This is a genomic window from Litchfieldia alkalitelluris, from assembly GCF_002019645.1.
Lineage (GTDB): Bacteria > Bacillota > Bacilli > Bacillales > Bacillaceae_L > Litchfieldia > Litchfieldia alkalitelluris.
In genome coordinates, this window is sequence record NZ_KV917374.1 from 2,998,717 (window position 1) to 3,013,462 (window position 14,746).

Here is a 14,746-nt window from a genome sequence, read left to right on the forward strand (position 1 = left end):
TCATGCAAGAAGTACAAAAGAAGGGGGCAGAGTGATGAGTGAGAAAAATAAACTAAGCCGTAATCAGAAAGATACTAGTGATGATATGGTTAATTTAGTTGATAATATTGATCGACAGAACGATTTGAAATTTAATCGCCGTTCATTTTTAAAAACTGCTGTAGCAGCGTCTGTAACTCTCGGTGTCGCAACATTACCATTTTCTATCAAAGCGATGTTAAATGATGGAGATGAGGAACCCGTAAAAGTGAAGATCGGCAAACTCTCTGAAGTAGGTAAGGGAGAATCTATTAATTTTAACTATCCTACTGATCAAGAACCAGCTATCCTTGTTCACACAAAAGAGGGAAACTTAAAGGCGTATAATAATAAGTGTACCCACCTTCAGTGTCCAGTTTTTTATGAAAAGGAACAAGATGTTCTACTCTGTCCATGTCACCGAGGGTTCTTTGATGTAAATAATGGACACCCTGTGGCAGGACCACCACAGAGAGAACTACCATTAATTGAGCTCGAGCTCTTAGATGATGTCATCTATGCGGTTGGAAGGAAAATTCGCCATGGCTAAAAAAATGTGTTGGGTTATTATTTTAGTCACTCTAGCTGTTAATGTAGTGATGTTACATTTTACAATTGAAGCATATTTCGGTTTAGAGTATAATCATGTATTTGGGAATACGATTTTCGCTCTGATATCTTCAATCATAGCACTAATTAGTTATTTTTATTGGCGAAGATTAGAATACAGTAATGAAAAGTAGACAGTTAACCCACTCTTAGAAAAGAGTGGGTTTTTAAATTGTATAATTTTTGGAAGGATGTTGAATCTATTTATAGAAGGGTGGGTGAACTAATGAATCATGAATTAGACTTTGATAGAGATCATAATCATGAGGATTTGTTAGAAAATGAGCCATTAAAGGATTTCCTAAAAAAGACATGTGAAACTGAAACAGAATTAATGAGAACATACATGATTACCGCAGAAAGAATTCATGACAATGAAGAATTAAAATTACGACTACGTAATTTTGCCGAAGGAAACGCAAAGCGATCAAGACAATTATTAGATGAAATAAGTAGATTATCTTAACGCGGACTCACTCCGCGGAAAGGAAAACGGAAATGTACCGTAGGCCTTCTAAAATGCAATTGCCTGAGTGAAAACAAGAAGCAACTAGATCATAGACCCTCTATGCTCCAGTTGCTAGAGTGAAAACAAGAACGAAGTGAATCATAGGCTCTCTATGATTTAGTTGACAAGGCGAAAGCAAGGAGGAAGTGAATCATAGGCTCTCTATGATTTAGTTGCCAAGGCAAAAACAAGGAAGAAGTGAATCATAGGCCTTCTATGATTTAGTTGCCAAAGCGAAAGCAAGGAGGAAGTAAATCATAGGCCCACTATGATCCAGTCGCTAAGGAAAAAACTAGGCGGAAGTGAACCATAGACCCTCTATGCTCCAGTTGCTGAAGTGACAACAAAGCGGAAGCCCTCTATAATTTAGTTGCCCCAAATGTATCTCCTTACTTCTTTATGGTGCGAATATTTATTAACATGAGGTATACCCCAAAAAACAGCCTGCGGGTTCTAGCGGTCTCGTGAGTCCCGCAGGAGCTCAGGAAGCGACGAAAAGGCTTACGGGCCGGCTCGCGAAAAGCGAGTGGAACTCACCAACCTAAGTTATTTTTCAGGGTAATAGTAATTCCAATTTGAAACCAGTCTTGCTATGTTTAATTTAAAATGCTCTTACTTTACCATCTATCTGTAGGTACAATCGTAAGCTGACTACCTGTAAACGTTCTTTCACCTAATGTTGTAATAAGAGTACATCTATTAAAAGTGATTAAACTAGAAGAACAAACCTCAAACGTATAATCTATAAGAAGACCAGAACCAAGCTCTTGTTCTTGATTATTTTTAACGATAACTTTATTGCCCTCTAGCGTTTTAAATTTTGCTTCGTTTATAAAAAATACCCATGAACTCCAATTAGTATAAATATATGCATGAGTACCATCTTGTAAATAGCCTAATAAGCTATTTTTATCATCAATATAAGCCTCATTAATAGAGAGAATACGATTAATTACTTTATTTATGATTGAAAATTCGTCAAACGATAAATTACCTGAAAATGAAACGAAAACCTCATTATGTTTTATTGTTAGAGTTGAAATTTCTTTGTTTTTATAGAGAATAATTATTTTGTTTCCATGATGTTTCAGGTTGTCTTTATCGAGAGATAGTAAGCTAAGAGGCTCGATTTCTTTTTCGTATTTTATTAACGCTGATAACATTCAAACACCCCTTTTTTAATAATTTTATCAATAAATTAGAGTGGAGATAGTGAGTTATCTCACATTAAAGAATTCTTATACATTAATTATAGAATCTTTGCCGATGATAAGGTTAGACAATCACGCTAAAAAGATTATATAGCACCATGAAGTATGAAAAATGTCTTCCATAGTTTAACGTAAGACCCCACAAGGAACCAAAACGACGAGGAAGAGGCTCATGGACCATCGCGCGGTATTCCGTGAATGGATCGCAGCTCATGGAACTCCACTACCCCAGTAATTTTCAGGATAGAAATCTTAGATAGGAGATGATATAGTGCCAGAGTTACCCGAGATGGAAACTTATCGAAACCTACTTAGTGAAAGAATTATTAATCAAGAAATAACATCTGTTGTTATAAATAGAGAGAAATCAATTAACGTGTCAGTAGATTTATTTGCAACAACCCTACTTGCAAACAAAGTTATCAGCATTGAACGGAGAGGAAAATACCTATTATTCAATTTGGAAAATGAGAAATGTTTATTACTTCATCTCATGTTAGGCGGTTTAATGTATTTTGGGACTAGTGAAGACCAACCAGACAGATCAAAGCAAATCATTATCTCTTTTTCAAAAAGTAATCTTTATTTTATCGGACTTCGTCTAGGTTTTTTACACCTATTTTCAAAAGATGATGCTGAACAAGAACTAAGTAAGCTAGGACCTAATCCTTTATCACCTGATTTCACCTTTGAATCTTTTGAGAAATTAATTCATAAACGAAAGGGAATTCTAAAAACAACTCTGCCCAATCAATCATTTTTAGCCGGTATTGGGAATTGTTATTCTGATGAAATTTGTTTTGAAGCCAAGCTATTGCCAACAAGAAAACTAAATGAACTAAATAATCAGGAAAGGGAAAATTTATTTTCAGCAATCAAATCAGTGTTAGTCTTTGCCATTAAATCAGGCGGCTATATTGAGATGCCGCTTTATAAGGATGATACACTAACGGGCGGTTATAATAATCGTTGTAAGGTTTATGATCGAGATAATGAGAATTGTCTTCGTTGTGGATCAAAACTAGAGAAAAAAGTAATATCATCAAGAAAGACATATTTTTGTCCAAGTTGTCAAAAATAAAATTGTCATAAAGGCTTGCTTATTACTTCGGTTTTTTCTAATATTAAAATGAAGACAATAGAAAGGAGGAATTAATGTGGCAGAAAGAACATTTAAGATAACTAGTGATTCTGGTTTACACGCAAGACCAGCAACAATGTTAGTAAATAAAGCAGGACAATTCCAATCTGATATTTCACTTTCATTTAATGGTAGATCTGTTAATTTAAAGTCAATTATGGGTGTAATGTCGTTAGGAGTTCCTAAGGGATCTGAGATTTTAGTAACAGCTGAAGGAAATGATGCTGAAGAGGCATTAACGGCAATAGAAGGTGTATTAAAGTCCGAGGGTCTTGGAGAGTAATCTTCTGATCGTTACAATCGAATAATACATACAAGATGTTAAAAAGGGATGACCGTCTTTAACCTACTATAAGTTATAAAGTAGGGTTAAATGATTGTCAGCCCTTTCGTTTATCTAGAGTATATTGTGTATGTAATTCTTATGCTGTATCACCTTGTTGTTCAACTATGTCATTCACACTTACAAGGGCTCCTGTCCGAATTAATGATAAGAATTGTAACTTTGGAAATACGCCCCAGCTTCTTGCATCTTCCATTTCTATTCTTACTGTGGAATCATTAAAATCAACAATTTTTAATGTTTTTGCATTACAAAAATTTGGTATAAACTTTTTTGTGAGTTTAAATTCCATATTCTTAGTAAGTTCCATAGGGAAAACACCTCCAATTTCTAATAATTACCTTTAATTTCTCCTTAGAAAAGAAAATTATACCAGTTGTTATAAAGTTAAATAATTATATATTTGCTTGGATGAAGTTGTTTTGATGGAAGTTTTATTAAAATAAATATAAAATTAGTAATACAACAATTGTTTGGAGGATTTAAGTTGAAGACAATTACCGTTGAAGATGTACAAAAGAAACTAAATGAATTAGTAAACACTGAATTATACTTACATTTAGAAACAACGAATGGAGCATATGCTGCTCATAACGATGCAACGAAGATGAATGTTGGTGCATATATTCGAAATGCTCTTATTTCATTTTCCTTGGGTAAGATTACTGGCGCTGGTCCTTATAGAGTTGGTTTGAAGACAAGCCTAGGCTGGATTTATGCCGAAGGGCTCACTGATTATCATATTGACGAGCATGACCGTCTTCTTCTTGCAGGTCATGATACTGAAGGTCGATTAGCTGTAGCATTTCAATTAAGTAAAAACCCTTTTTAAGTGGGAAAAAGGAGAATGAGTAATGAAAGAACATATACTAGTTGTATTTCCTCATCCGGATGATGAAGCATTCGGAACAGCAGGATATCTCGCCAAGCAATCACGAAAGGGAGTTCCAATTACATACGTTTGTGCAACTTTAGGAGAAATGGGCAGAAATATGGGGAAACCATTTTTTGCAAATAGAGAAACATTACCTGAAATTAGAAAAAAGGAAATCCAAGATGCGTGCAAAGTGATGGGAATAAATGATTTAAGGCTACTTGGTCTAAGAGATAAAACTCTCGAGTTTGAAGATTTAGATGTTCTGGCGGATACGATTGAAAAAGTGATAAAAGAAATAAAACCTTCATTAATCATTACATTTTACCCTGGTTATGCAGTCCATCCCGACCATGACGCATGTGGAGAAGCAACAATCAATGCTGTAAAACGTCTAAAGGTAGACGAAAGACCATTAGTTTATTGCAAAGCATTCTCTAAAAACACGGTTGAAAATCTTGGAGAACCTGATGTAGTGTTTGACGTTTCTGATGTCTTTGATGTGAAGCTTGAAGCTATTGCTGCACATAAATCTCAAACAGAAGGCCTAATAGCAAATCTAAAGAAACAGTTGCAAGAAAACAATGAAGAAGCAATTCAATGGCTACAAGAAGAAGGGTATTATACTTATCGCTTCTAAATCTGTTATTAATATACATTGAAAATATTGCTAAATTGATGTTTGCTCTATATAACCTTTATCCTAAAAGATGAAGGTTATTTTCTTGCGAAAATAGAGAAGAATATAAGTAAGGATGCAAAGGAGGTATTTCGTTGGATATTGGACTTCTATTAGAATACGGATGGGTACTTCTCGTTTTAATCGCATTAGAGGGTATTCTGGCTGCAGATAATGCATTGGTTATGGCAATCATGGTAAAACATTTACCAGAGGACCAACGTAAAAAAGCTCTATTTTATGGATTAGCAGGGGCGTTTGTATTTCGATTTGGTTCCCTATTCGCTATTTCATTTTTAGTTGATGTATGGCAAGTACAAGCAATCGGGGCTATTTACTTAATATTTATTGCCGTAAATCACCTTGTTAAAAAATTCGTATTAAAAAAACCTCATGATGATGAGCATGAAACCACTGATAAACCGATCAAAAAGCAATCTGGTTTCTGGATGACAGTGCTAAAAGTGGAACTTGCAGATATTGCTTTTGCCGTTGACTCCATTTTGGCTGCTGTTGCACTCGCTGTGACTTTACCACTGACAACCTTACCACAAATAGGTGGAATGGATGGTGGTCATTTTCTTGTTATTCTTGCAGGAGGTATTATCGGTTTAATTATTATGAGATTCGCTGCAACTTACTTTGTAAAATTATTACATCGCAAACCAGGTTTAGAAACAGCAGCTTTCTTAATTGTTGGTTGGGTTGGTGTTAAATTAGCTGTCTATACTTTGGCACATCCAGCACTAGGGATCTTATATGAAGGATTTCCGAAACTGCCAGCTTGGAAAATTACATTTTGGATCATCTTAGTTGGTATAGCTCTAGGGGGCTGGTTCCTAAGTAAGGATATAGGACCACTACCGAAAAGTGATGAAACAGAAGAAGCGCTTGAAAAGGAAGAAGATCTCCTAAAGCAAAGATAATTTTTTAAAAAGGTGTCAGACAAAGGGTAAAAGTCTGGCACTTTTTATCGCTAATAAGCGAATCAGTTGGGAGGAAATAAAATGAACTATGATTTTGATGAACTACTTGCACAGTACAGCCTACTTTGGAATAATCGGAATTTAGATGGTGTGGATGCAAAAAAAACTCTACTTCAAACCATTGAAACAGATTTAAGAGATGAACTAACACATCCTAGACTTAGAAAGAATTATGCTGAAAAGTTCTATATTGCAGTTAAGAGGATAAATCATTCACACTTAGATGCGATTTCAAAATGTAGATTAGTAGATTTACATATTGAAGTGATGGCAGAAATTCAACAATCATTAAATGGTTAAAAATATCGATATACTATTTCTTTTTTTTCTTATATAATAGTTTTTATATAAAATTGGCTCATTAAAATATCTCAAACAGGATTTCTTACTAAGGAGGTATTTTTATGATGAATATATACATGGAAATTTCTTTAATCTTTATCTTAATTTTAGCAGTTTCTATATCGTATAATATGTTAAAAGGATCTCAGAGAACAGCTTTAAAAGTTTTAAGTATTTCTTGTATTAGTGCAATTTCCATTACAATATTATGGAGAGCAGCACATTTAGTCTCATATTTTAATTAAATATCCTGTATTTTGAGCCAAAGAGTGATATAGTATATCGCTCTTTTTTGCTTGCGCCTATATTAAAAAGCAAACTGTTTGGAATACTAATTTGTAACACATTTATTAATGAGGTTCTAAAATGAAAAAGTGGATGTTTGTGATAATTGGCTATCTTTTACTGTTTTATTTTTTTTATGTTTATCATATAGAGATTTTGGCTTGGATTGAGCATAGTGATACAAAACAACTACCATGGATGTTCTTGATATCAACATTCTTATCAATCATACCAGTCATTCCTTTTACATTATTTGCGGGGATTATGGGGGCCAAATACGGGCTAATTATAGGTGCGTTAATAAATTGGTTTGGTTCAGTGGCGGCAGCTATTATTATCTTCTTAGTTGCAAGATATATGTTTAACATTTCAATAGAGGTTTATTTGAAAAAGTCAAAAAGGATTATCAGTTTTCACCGTTTAATTAAGGAGAATGCGTTTATAGCTATATTATTTTCACGTCTTATCCCAATTGTTCCTCCACCGGTTGTGACTATTTATTCGGGGATTAGTAAAATACGTATAAGAACATATACAATTGCAACCATGTTGGGGAAAATTCCGGGAATGTTTTTATACGCGTATATAGGAAATCAGCTATTTGCATCTTTTGAGAAACTGATGATAGGAATACTATGTTATGTTATTTTTATTGCCTCTATTGTTATTATATATAAAAAGTGGAGTCAAAATAAGAGAGCACAGGGGTTCAATTAATCGTTTATATTAATAAAAAAATTACTATAAGATGGTGAAATAATGAATTTAGGTGCTCATATAAGTATTCGACAAGGTTATTTACTTGCTGCCAAAACAGCTAAAGATATTGGTGGTAGTTCATTTCAATACTTTCCTAAAAATCCCCGAAGTCTGAGTGTAAAAGAATTTAGTGAACAGGATGCATTTGCATGTGCTTCCTATTGTAAGGAAAATAACATGTCTTCGATCGCTCATACACCATATCCTACAAATTTATCGTCCAAGGGTTCTGAAAGAGATAAAGTTGTAGCATCATTAGTAAATGATTTAGAAATTGCTGAAGCATGTCAATCAATAGGGGTAGTTGTCCATTTTGGTGTCAGTAAAAACTCAAAGGATCCTTTAGAGGGTTATTTGTTAATGATTGAGACTTTGAATATTGTCTGCGATTTATGGCATGGAAAGTGTTTATTGTTAATTGAAAACAATGCGGGTAAAAGTGGACCTGCAGGAACAACCTTCGAAGAGTTAGTACAAGTACGGAACTTAGTTGATTTTCCAGAGAAAATCGGTTTTTGTTTTGATACATGTCATGGATTTGCGAGTGGATTGTGGACGGGAAACAACTGGTTAGAAATTGAAGAGAAGGGAACTCAGATAGGGTATTTTGAACACTTAAAAGCTATTCATTTAAATAACTCTATGTATCCAAGCGGCTCTATGAAAGATCGACACGCTAATATTCATAATGGACATATAGAAAAGGCACAAATGAAAGAATTTCTTGGTTCAAAACTCCTAAGAAATTTACCTTTAATTCTAGAGACTCCTACTTCAAACAATTTCACTCATCAAAATGAAATAGAATTAATCAAAAATAATTATTTATAATTAAAAACAACGAAGTAGTTAATAAACTGCTTCGTTGTTTTTTGTTGCATAGGATTTCTGAAGAACCATTAGTCGTAGAGATAAACATAATGCTCCTGCAGCTAAACCTGCTATTAAACCAATCCAATAGCCAAAAGCTCCAAGCGATGTATAAGTTGCCAATACATACCCTAAGGGCAAACCAATGACCCAATATGAAATAAAAGACATATATAAAGTAGCATTTACATCCTTATAACCACGTAATGCTCCTTGGATTGGAGCTTGAATCGCATCTGATAACTGAAAGAAAATAGCGTAAATTAGAAAGTGCTGTGTGAGTATTAATACTTCCTTGTCAACTGTATAAAGACCAGCAACCTGCTCTTTAAGTATGAAAATAACTGCTGAACTTAGGGCAGAGACAATAACAGCTATAGCAATTCCTAAAAAGCTATATGTTTTAGCATCTTTTAACCTCTTTGCACCAACTTCAAAGCCTACAACAATTGTCAAAGCCATCGAAACACTTAAAGGAATCATATATAAAAATGATGCAAAGTTAAGAGCAGCTTGATGTGATGCAATTGTTATAGTATTAAATGAACTCATCAATAATGTCACAGCAGAAAAAATACTTGTCTCAAAGAAGATAGCGAATCCTATTGGGACTCCTATTTTTAGGATTTCTCTCCATTTTGTAAAAGCAAAACGGTGAAATTTTTTAAATAATTGATAAGTAGAAAAGGGTGATACTTTATAAATTATATAAACAGTAATAGCTGTTATACACCAATAGGTAATAGCTGTTGCATAACCAGCACCAATACCACCAAGTTTCGGGAATCCAAATTTACCGAATATCAATAAATAATTTAGTAATGCATTAATGGGCAATGCAATCAAAGTAATTATCATGGTTACTCTTGTTTGAGCTAGTGCATCTATAAAGGCACGTAAAACAGTATAAACAAATAAAGGAATAATACCAAAGCTTAATCCGAGTAAATAATGTTTAGCGATATGGTGGACTGACTGCTCTAGTTTCATATAGTTTAATATTGGCTCTACTACAAAAAATCCTAAAATAATCACCAAGATTGAGATGAATACAGAAAGATATATTCCTTGAATGACCGAGAATGAGACATCTTTTTGCTTCTTTGCTCCAATTAAATGAGCAACAATTGGTGTGATCGAAAGTAGGATTCCACTTAACCCAGTAAATACAGGTACCCATAAGCTAGAACCAATGGCCACTCCGGCAAGATCATTTGCGCTTACACGCCCTGACATTACCACATCAAAAAAGTTCATGGCAAATAAACCTAGTTGCGTGATAAGAATTGGTATTAGAATTTTTAAAAATAAACTTGTTTTTTGCTTGTATGAAAAGGTTTGTTCCATGTGTTTTATCCTCACTGTTAAATTCTAACCAATGAATTATAACACATCTTACTCATTTTAGTTATTTAACAGAAAGTTAATTGAAGCATTTATCATCCAAATAATGTAACTACTTATCAAAATCTATTATATAATTTAATTGCCAAACCAAATAGGAGGAGAGATGAATGAAGCAAGAATCAATTTTTTGTGAGAAATGTTCAATGGAAATTAAGCAAAAAGATAATCTCGTTGTAACAACTTATTTTTTTTCATTAGCTTGTTATCATGATTCCTGTTATTCCAAATCGTTAAAAGGATTTCATACTTTGTTTGTTGGAAATGAACCAATTAATGGGCCATATAGTACATTTTTAAGTGTGATAGCAGTTATTGCTGCACTTGTATTATTAATTATTGGTGAGTTTTTTAGTGTAATAGCTATTGTTCTTTTGCTTAATCCTGCAATCAGATTATATTCTTGGCTAACAATAGAGCGTTTCTTAGAGTGAAAAATTTATCACAAGAAAATATTTAATTAAATTAAAAATAAGTTAACTAGAAAAACATTTCGCGTGGCGAAAAATATAATATCCTGATATGATAAAAGGAGATTATATTTTTAAGAACGGAGAAATCAACATGTGGAAAAACAGAAATGTTTGGATCATATTAGGCGGAGAGTTCATAGCCGGTTTGGGGTTGTGGATAGGTATTATAGGAAACCTAGAATTTATGCAACAATATGTTCCATCCGATTTTCATAAATCACTCATTTTATTTACAGGTCTTTTAGCAGGTGTATTAGTTGGACCTCTTGCTGGAAGAATGATAGATTCATATAGCAAGAAAAAGGTTTTACTTTATGCAGGTTTAGGAAGAACATTCAGTGTATGTTTTATGTTTTTGGCTATACAGTATGGAGAGATTATGTGGATGGTTATGTTCATGATCGCTCTCCAATTATCTGCAGCATTTTATTTCCCTGCATTACAATCAGTCATTCCTTTAGTTGTTAAGGATAAACAATTATTGCAAATGAATGGGATTCATATGAATGTGTCAACTGTTGCTAGGGTATTAGGTACAGCAGTTGCAGGTGCCATGCTAGTAGTTATGAGCTTGAATTCTTTGTATTTATTTTCGATGATTGCTTATGCTTTATTATTCCTTTCAACTTTCTTATTAACTATAGAAGAAGAGCCTAAAGAAATAGTTGTCGATAAGTCCTCTAAAAAGAAATCCGGATTCACTGATGTATTACCTATTTTAAAAGGTCTTCCAATTGTTATGACAGTACTGGTATTAACATGTGTTCCATTGTTATTTATTGGTGGAATAAACTTAATGGTTATTAATATCAGTGAGATTCAAAATGATCCAACAATTAAAGGTTGGTTATATGCTGCTGAAGGAATCTGTTTTATGCTTGGAACATTTTTAGTTAAGCGAATTTCAGAGGGAAGAGACGAAATAAAGTTAATGTTCTTTTTCGCATTCATTATAGCCATTTCAGAATTGGTCCTGTTCTTTGCTGATATAAAAATAATGGCCTTACTATCTTTCGGTTTATTAGGTATTGGATTAGGTTGTTTCTTCCCAATTGCAGCAACTATATTCCAAACAAAGATACCTAAAGAATTCCATGGTAGATTTTTCTCGTTTAGAAACATGCTAGACAGAGTTTTATTTCAGATTGTCCTTCTGGGTACAGGACTATTTCTTGATACCATCGGGTTACAAAAAATGGCCTTAGTATTTGGGAGCTTATCTCTATTGCTCGTACTAGTACTAACTGTAAAATATACAAAAACCCCAATCATCGAGAATACAAGCATTCAGTCTGAAAGATTATAGTGTATAATAAAATAGAAAAAATAAAGGGACTATAACAGTCCTTTTATTTTTGTTTAAAATCTGTTCACGGCATCAATTCTCACCATAGATCATGAAATTTGTTTGTTCAGCCTGTATGGAAAAGCGGAAACCAAGTGGATCGCAGTGATAGAAATTCGGCACCTCAGTTATTTCAGAGTAGAGTTCAAAACTAAATTTGTTTAGCAACACGGATTATGAAAATAGAGTATCTGAAAAATGGATCACAGCTCATGGAACTCCGCAAACTAAGTTATTTTCAGGGTAGACGTCCATGCTAATTAAAATTAGCACCATGGAGTATGAAAAATTATACTTAGCTTAGTGTCTAGCTCCAGGCGCTATCGGCTCGGGATCATAAGTCAATCCATCTAGAAGGTTAAAGAGCAACCTTCTAGCCGTCTTGTCTTATGCCTGTCGCCGATGAACGAGCGCCTTCCGCATTTCTTTTTTCAGGGTAGACCTCTATATGAGTATTAGTTCTACGGACTATAGAATAGGTCTAGAATAAGTGTGTGAGTGGATAATTATTTACGAATGATGTTAAAGTATTAAAATGGAAATATGTTAAACACTATAACATGAAGGGAGCGATGATTAATATGAATATGTTATTCACGGATAGTGACTTAGATGGATTAGGCTGTGGTCTTCTTGCTAAGATCGCTTTTGAAGATAAAGCAAATGTAGCATATTGCTCATATCGAAATTTAAATGAACGAGTTTCAAAATTCATCGATAATAATGAGAATAAAAACGCACAAGTATACATAACAGATTTGGCTGTAGGAAAAGATGTAGAAAAGAAATTACAGGAACGCTTTAAAAATCAGGGTCATGTACAAATGGTGGACCATCATGTCACTGCAATGCACTTTAACAACTATGACTGGGGATTTGTCCAAGCTGAATATGAAAATGGTAAAAAAACCTCTGCAACTTCTTTATTTTATGAATACTTAATTGAACGTAATATGATTGAAGCGACAAAAGCATTAGACGAATTTGTCGAACTTGTTAGACAGTATGATACATGGGAATGGGAAGCGAATGACAATAAAGAAGCAAAGAGGTTAAATGATTTATTTTTCATACTAGGTCTTGAACATTTTGAAAAGGAAATGTTAGAAAGAGTCAAGAACCCCGAAGGTTTTGAGCTTTCCGATAAAGAGACATTAATCTTAGATCTAGAAGAGAAGAAAATTGAACGCTATATTTTTTCGAAAAATAGACAAATGGCACAAATCTTTGTTGATGACTATTGTGTAGGGGTTATTCATGCTGAACAATACCTATCAGAGTTAGGAAATGCATTAGCAAAGTTAAATCCACATATTGATCTAATAGCAATGGTTAATGTTGGAACAAAGAAGATTGGTTTTCGAACAATATATGATGAAGTGGACGTATCTAAATTCGCCCAAAAATTTGGAGGCGGTGGCCATCCAAAAGCATCAGGCTGTTCAATTGATGAGGAGGCCTTTAATATCTTTGTAAAAGATGTTTTTCCGCTTTCTGCTGTACAAATGGATGCTCCAAAAAATGAGTTGAATTTACGAGAGCTAAAAGGGTCGCTTTATATAAATAGAGATCACTTGAAAACGTATGTGTTTTATACAGAGAAAGGGAACTGGAAAATTTATCAAAATAAACAGCTGTTAGAACCTGTCTTTGAAACCTATTCTGATGCTGAAAAATTTGTTAAAAGGCATTTTTCTAGTGGATTAGCCTTTGATAACTACCTAATAGGATTTTTAGCTGAAGTACTAGACAAAAAAGAACCTGAAATAAGAGGAAATCTGGACGAGAATCGAAGTTTAGCATCAAAGAAATTGTTAAACTAGAAAGTCACTAGTAACCACTCTGCTGATGCCGTAAATGAACTTACCATTTGCGGCATTTTTTTATTTTTACGCTATTTCGATTGGTTTATTAATGTATATACTTTGCAGTTATATCTCTTTTTTTGTAGAATACTAAGGGTATTCATAAAAGTATTGTAAGTCGAAAGGAAATTGTTATATGACGTTAAATATAGATGAGTTAAAGCTTCCTCAAGAGATTCAACAAATGATTGATAAACGTAAAGAAAATAGATACCATGAGGAAGATCAAATGCTGATCGGCTCAAGTGGTTACACTGCATCAAATTTATCAGTGATGACAGATGCAATGATTGCATTGAGTCTTGGAAAAAATGTGTTGCTAAAAGGACCAACTGGTGCTGGTAAAACAAAGTTGGCCGAGACATTGTCCTATCTCTTTTCACAACCTATGTACAGTGTGAACTGTTCTGTTGACCTTGATGCAGAAGCATTACTTGGATTTAAAACAATCCGTGAAAGAGAAGGAAAGACAGCTATTGATTTCGTACCAGGTCCTGTCGTTAATTCTATGAATAAGGGCTATTTACTATATATTGATGAAATTAACATGGCTAAACCAGAAACATTGCCGATCTTAAATGGTGTGTTAGATTATCGGAAAATGATCACAAATCCCTTTACTGGGGAAGTGGTAAAAGCAGCAGAAGGCTTTGGTGTTATTGCAGCTATTAATGAGGGCTACGTGGGTACAGTTCCACTTAATGAAGCATTGAAAAACCGTTTTGTAGTTATAGATGTTCCTTATATACAAGGTGCCACTCTTAAAGAGGTATTATTGCAACAGTCAATTTTAAAGGATGAGAAACTGATTGATACCTTTGTTACCTTATCTTCCGACTTAATTACACAAGTTAAAAACGGTCATGTGTCAGAAGAAGCTGCATCCATAAGAGCATTAATAGATACATGCGATTTGGCAGCTTATATGCCACCACTCCGAGCGATTAAGAGGGGAATTATTGAAAAGCTAGAAGACGATCGTGAAAAGGTTGCTATTGAAAACATTGCAGAGACGCTTTTCCAATAAGGAGTTT

General features: G+C 33.9%; 19 protein-coding genes. 16 read left to right on the forward strand and 3 right to left on the reverse strand.

Features of this window, described 5'->3' with window-relative positions:
• The first annotated feature begins 34 nt into the window (after nucleotides 1-34).
• The 3 genes from BK579_RS13945 to BK579_RS13955 all read left to right on the forward strand — a co-directional run bounded on the left by BK579_RS13945 (nucleotide 35) and on the right by BK579_RS13955 (nucleotide 1,093).
• Nucleotides 35-568 carry a Rieske 2Fe-2S domain-containing protein gene (locus BK579_RS13945; RefSeq protein WP_078546418.1) on the forward strand — a complete coding sequence of 178 codons (534 nt, stop codon included), beginning with the start codon at nucleotides 35-37 and terminating at the stop codon, nucleotides 566-568.
• The gene (locus BK579_RS13950; RefSeq protein ID WP_078546420.1) at nucleotides 561-761 is read left to right on the forward strand and encodes a hypothetical protein; all 201 of its coding nucleotides are present in this window, start codon (nucleotides 561-563) and stop codon (nucleotides 759-761) included. Before BK579_RS13945 ends, BK579_RS13950 begins: the two co-directional genes overlap by 8 nt.
• Before the next feature lie 92 nt (nucleotides 762-853).
• The gene (locus BK579_RS13955) at nucleotides 854-1,093 is read left to right on the forward strand and encodes a hypothetical protein (protein ID WP_078546422.1); all 240 of its coding nucleotides are present in this window, start codon (nucleotides 854-856) and stop codon (nucleotides 1,091-1,093) included.
• A 659-nt stretch (nucleotides 1,094-1,752) separates the two neighbouring features.
• On the opposite strand, the gene BK579_RS13960 is transcribed toward BK579_RS13955, so the two are convergent.
• Nucleotides 1,753-2,298, reverse strand: a complete 546-nt coding sequence (locus BK579_RS13960; protein ID WP_078546424.1) for a hypothetical protein — start codon at nucleotides 2,296-2,298, stop codon at nucleotides 1,753-1,755.
• A gap of 319 nt (nucleotides 2,299-2,617) precedes the next feature.
• Between BK579_RS13960 and mutM the strand changes: the two genes are divergently transcribed.
• Together mutM and BK579_RS13970 are read left to right on the forward strand one after the other, a co-directional pair.
• Nucleotides 2,618-3,427, forward strand: coding sequence for a DNA-formamidopyrimidine glycosylase (mutM, locus tag BK579_RS13965; RefSeq protein ID WP_078546426.1), 810 nt, complete (start codon nucleotides 2,618-2,620; stop codon nucleotides 3,425-3,427).
• Between the two features lie 76 nt (nucleotides 3,428-3,503).
• On the forward strand, nucleotides 3,504-3,770 hold the full coding sequence (locus tag BK579_RS13970; RefSeq protein ID WP_078546428.1) for a phosphocarrier protein HPr: 267 nt from the start codon (nucleotides 3,504-3,506) through the stop codon (nucleotides 3,768-3,770).
• A gap of 139 nt (nucleotides 3,771-3,909) precedes the next feature.
• Here BK579_RS13970 and BK579_RS13975 read toward each other — a convergent pair whose 3' ends face one another.
• Nucleotides 3,910-4,140, reverse strand: a complete 231-nt coding sequence (locus BK579_RS13975; protein ID WP_078546430.1) for a hypothetical protein — start codon at nucleotides 4,138-4,140, stop codon at nucleotides 3,910-3,912.
• Nucleotides 4,141-4,317: 177 nt separating this feature from the next.
• Here BK579_RS13975 and BK579_RS13980 point away from each other — a divergent pair, with 177 nt between their 5' ends.
• The 7 genes from BK579_RS13980 (at nucleotide 4,318) to BK579_RS14010 (ending at nucleotide 8,586) form a co-directional block, all read left to right on the forward strand.
• Nucleotides 4,318-4,662, forward strand: a complete 345-nt coding sequence (locus tag BK579_RS13980) for a YojF family protein (protein ID WP_078546432.1) — start codon at nucleotides 4,318-4,320, stop codon at nucleotides 4,660-4,662.
• Between the two features lie 22 nt (nucleotides 4,663-4,684).
• Nucleotides 4,685-5,344: a bacillithiol biosynthesis deacetylase BshB2 gene (bshB2, locus tag BK579_RS13985; RefSeq protein ID WP_078546434.1), complete on the forward strand. Its 660-nt coding sequence runs from the start codon at nucleotides 4,685-4,687 to the stop codon at nucleotides 5,342-5,344.
• Between the two features lie 134 nt (nucleotides 5,345-5,478).
• The gene (locus tag BK579_RS13990) at nucleotides 5,479-6,309 is read left to right on the forward strand and encodes a TerC family protein (protein ID WP_078546436.1); all 831 of its coding nucleotides are present in this window, start codon (nucleotides 5,479-5,481) and stop codon (nucleotides 6,307-6,309) included.
• Nucleotides 6,310-6,390: 81 nt separating this feature from the next.
• Nucleotides 6,391-6,669 (forward strand): hypothetical protein, encoded by a 279-nt coding sequence (locus BK579_RS13995; RefSeq protein ID WP_078546438.1) that lies wholly within the window; start codon nucleotides 6,391-6,393, stop codon nucleotides 6,667-6,669.
• Nucleotides 6,670-6,773: 104 nt separating this feature from the next.
• Nucleotides 6,774-6,956 (forward strand): hypothetical protein, encoded by a 183-nt coding sequence (locus BK579_RS14000; protein ID WP_078546440.1) that lies wholly within the window; start codon nucleotides 6,774-6,776, stop codon nucleotides 6,954-6,956.
• A 121-nt stretch (nucleotides 6,957-7,077) separates the two neighbouring features.
• On the forward strand, nucleotides 7,078-7,713 hold the full coding sequence (locus tag BK579_RS14005) for a TVP38/TMEM64 family protein (protein ID WP_078546442.1): 636 nt from the start codon (nucleotides 7,078-7,080) through the stop codon (nucleotides 7,711-7,713).
• A gap of 42 nt (nucleotides 7,714-7,755) precedes the next feature.
• Complete coding sequence (locus BK579_RS14010) at nucleotides 7,756-8,586, forward strand: deoxyribonuclease IV (protein WP_078546444.1); 831 nt, start codon at nucleotides 7,756-7,758, stop codon at nucleotides 8,584-8,586.
• An 18-nt stretch (nucleotides 8,587-8,604) separates the two neighbouring features.
• Here BK579_RS14010 and BK579_RS14015 read toward each other — a convergent pair whose 3' ends face one another.
• The gene (locus BK579_RS14015; RefSeq protein ID WP_078546446.1) at nucleotides 8,605-9,972 is read right to left on the reverse strand and encodes an MATE family efflux transporter; all 1,368 of its coding nucleotides are present in this window, start codon (nucleotides 9,970-9,972) and stop codon (nucleotides 8,605-8,607) included.
• Nucleotides 9,973-10,139: 167 nt separating this feature from the next.
• On the opposite strand from BK579_RS14015, the gene BK579_RS14020 reads away from it, so the two are divergent.
• From BK579_RS14020 to BK579_RS14035, 4 genes are all read left to right on the forward strand, one after another.
• On the forward strand, nucleotides 10,140-10,463 hold the full coding sequence (locus BK579_RS14020) for a hypothetical protein (protein ID WP_078546448.1): 324 nt from the start codon (nucleotides 10,140-10,142) through the stop codon (nucleotides 10,461-10,463).
• Nucleotides 10,464-10,593: 130 nt separating this feature from the next.
• The gene (locus tag BK579_RS14025; RefSeq protein WP_078546450.1) at nucleotides 10,594-11,808 is read left to right on the forward strand and encodes an MFS transporter; all 1,215 of its coding nucleotides are present in this window, start codon (nucleotides 10,594-10,596) and stop codon (nucleotides 11,806-11,808) included.
• A 620-nt stretch (nucleotides 11,809-12,428) separates the two neighbouring features.
• Nucleotides 12,429-13,670 (forward strand): DHH family phosphoesterase, encoded by a 1,242-nt coding sequence (locus tag BK579_RS14030; RefSeq protein WP_078546452.1) that lies wholly within the window; start codon nucleotides 12,429-12,431, stop codon nucleotides 13,668-13,670.
• A 178-nt stretch (nucleotides 13,671-13,848) separates the two neighbouring features.
• The gene (locus BK579_RS14035) at nucleotides 13,849-14,739 is read left to right on the forward strand and encodes an AAA family ATPase (protein WP_078546454.1); all 891 of its coding nucleotides are present in this window, start codon (nucleotides 13,849-13,851) and stop codon (nucleotides 14,737-14,739) included.
• The last annotated feature ends 7 nt before the right edge of the window (nucleotides 14,740-14,746 follow it).

What these genes read in the sequence shown, in the direction of transcription:
- BK579_RS13945 (WP_078546418.1), top strand. Translation starts at nt 35, where the DNA reads ATGAGTGAGAAAAATAAACTAAGCCGTAATCAGAAAGATACTAGTGAT.
- BK579_RS14035 (WP_078546454.1), top strand. Translation starts at nt 13,849, where the DNA reads ATGACGTTAAATATAGATGAGTTAAAGCTTCCTCAAGAGATTCAACAA.
- BK579_RS14030 (WP_078546452.1), top strand. Translation starts at nt 12,429, where the DNA reads ATGAATATGTTATTCACGGATAGTGACTTAGATGGATTAGGCTGTGGT.
- BK579_RS14005 (WP_078546442.1), top strand. Translation starts at nt 7,078, where the DNA reads ATGAAAAAGTGGATGTTTGTGATAATTGGCTATCTTTTACTGTTTTAT.
- BK579_RS13950 (WP_078546420.1), top strand. Translation starts at nt 561, where the DNA reads ATGGCTAAAAAAATGTGTTGGGTTATTATTTTAGTCACTCTAGCTGTT.
- BK579_RS13995 (WP_078546438.1), top strand. Translation starts at nt 6,391, where the DNA reads ATGAACTATGATTTTGATGAACTACTTGCACAGTACAGCCTACTTTGG.
- BK579_RS14015 (WP_078546446.1), bottom strand. Translation starts at nt 9,972, where the DNA reads ATGGAACAAACCTTTTCATACAAGCAAAAAACAAGTTTATTTTTAAAA.
- BK579_RS13975 (WP_078546430.1), bottom strand. Translation starts at nt 4,140, where the DNA reads ATGGAACTTACTAAGAATATGGAATTTAAACTCACAAAAAAGTTTATA.
- BK579_RS14020 (WP_078546448.1), top strand. Translation starts at nt 10,140, where the DNA reads ATGAAGCAAGAATCAATTTTTTGTGAGAAATGTTCAATGGAAATTAAG.
- BK579_RS13955 (WP_078546422.1), top strand. Translation starts at nt 854, where the DNA reads ATGAATCATGAATTAGACTTTGATAGAGATCATAATCATGAGGATTTG.
- BK579_RS14025 (WP_078546450.1), top strand. Translation starts at nt 10,594, where the DNA reads ATGTGGAAAAACAGAAATGTTTGGATCATATTAGGCGGAGAGTTCATA.
- bshB2 (WP_078546434.1), top strand. Translation starts at nt 4,685, where the DNA reads ATGAAAGAACATATACTAGTTGTATTTCCTCATCCGGATGATGAAGCA.
- BK579_RS14010 (WP_078546444.1), top strand. Translation starts at nt 7,756, where the DNA reads ATGAATTTAGGTGCTCATATAAGTATTCGACAAGGTTATTTACTTGCT.
- BK579_RS14000 (WP_078546440.1), top strand. Translation starts at nt 6,774, where the DNA reads ATGATGAATATATACATGGAAATTTCTTTAATCTTTATCTTAATTTTA.
- BK579_RS13960 (WP_078546424.1), bottom strand. Translation starts at nt 2,298, where the DNA reads ATGTTATCAGCGTTAATAAAATACGAAAAAGAAATCGAGCCTCTTAGC.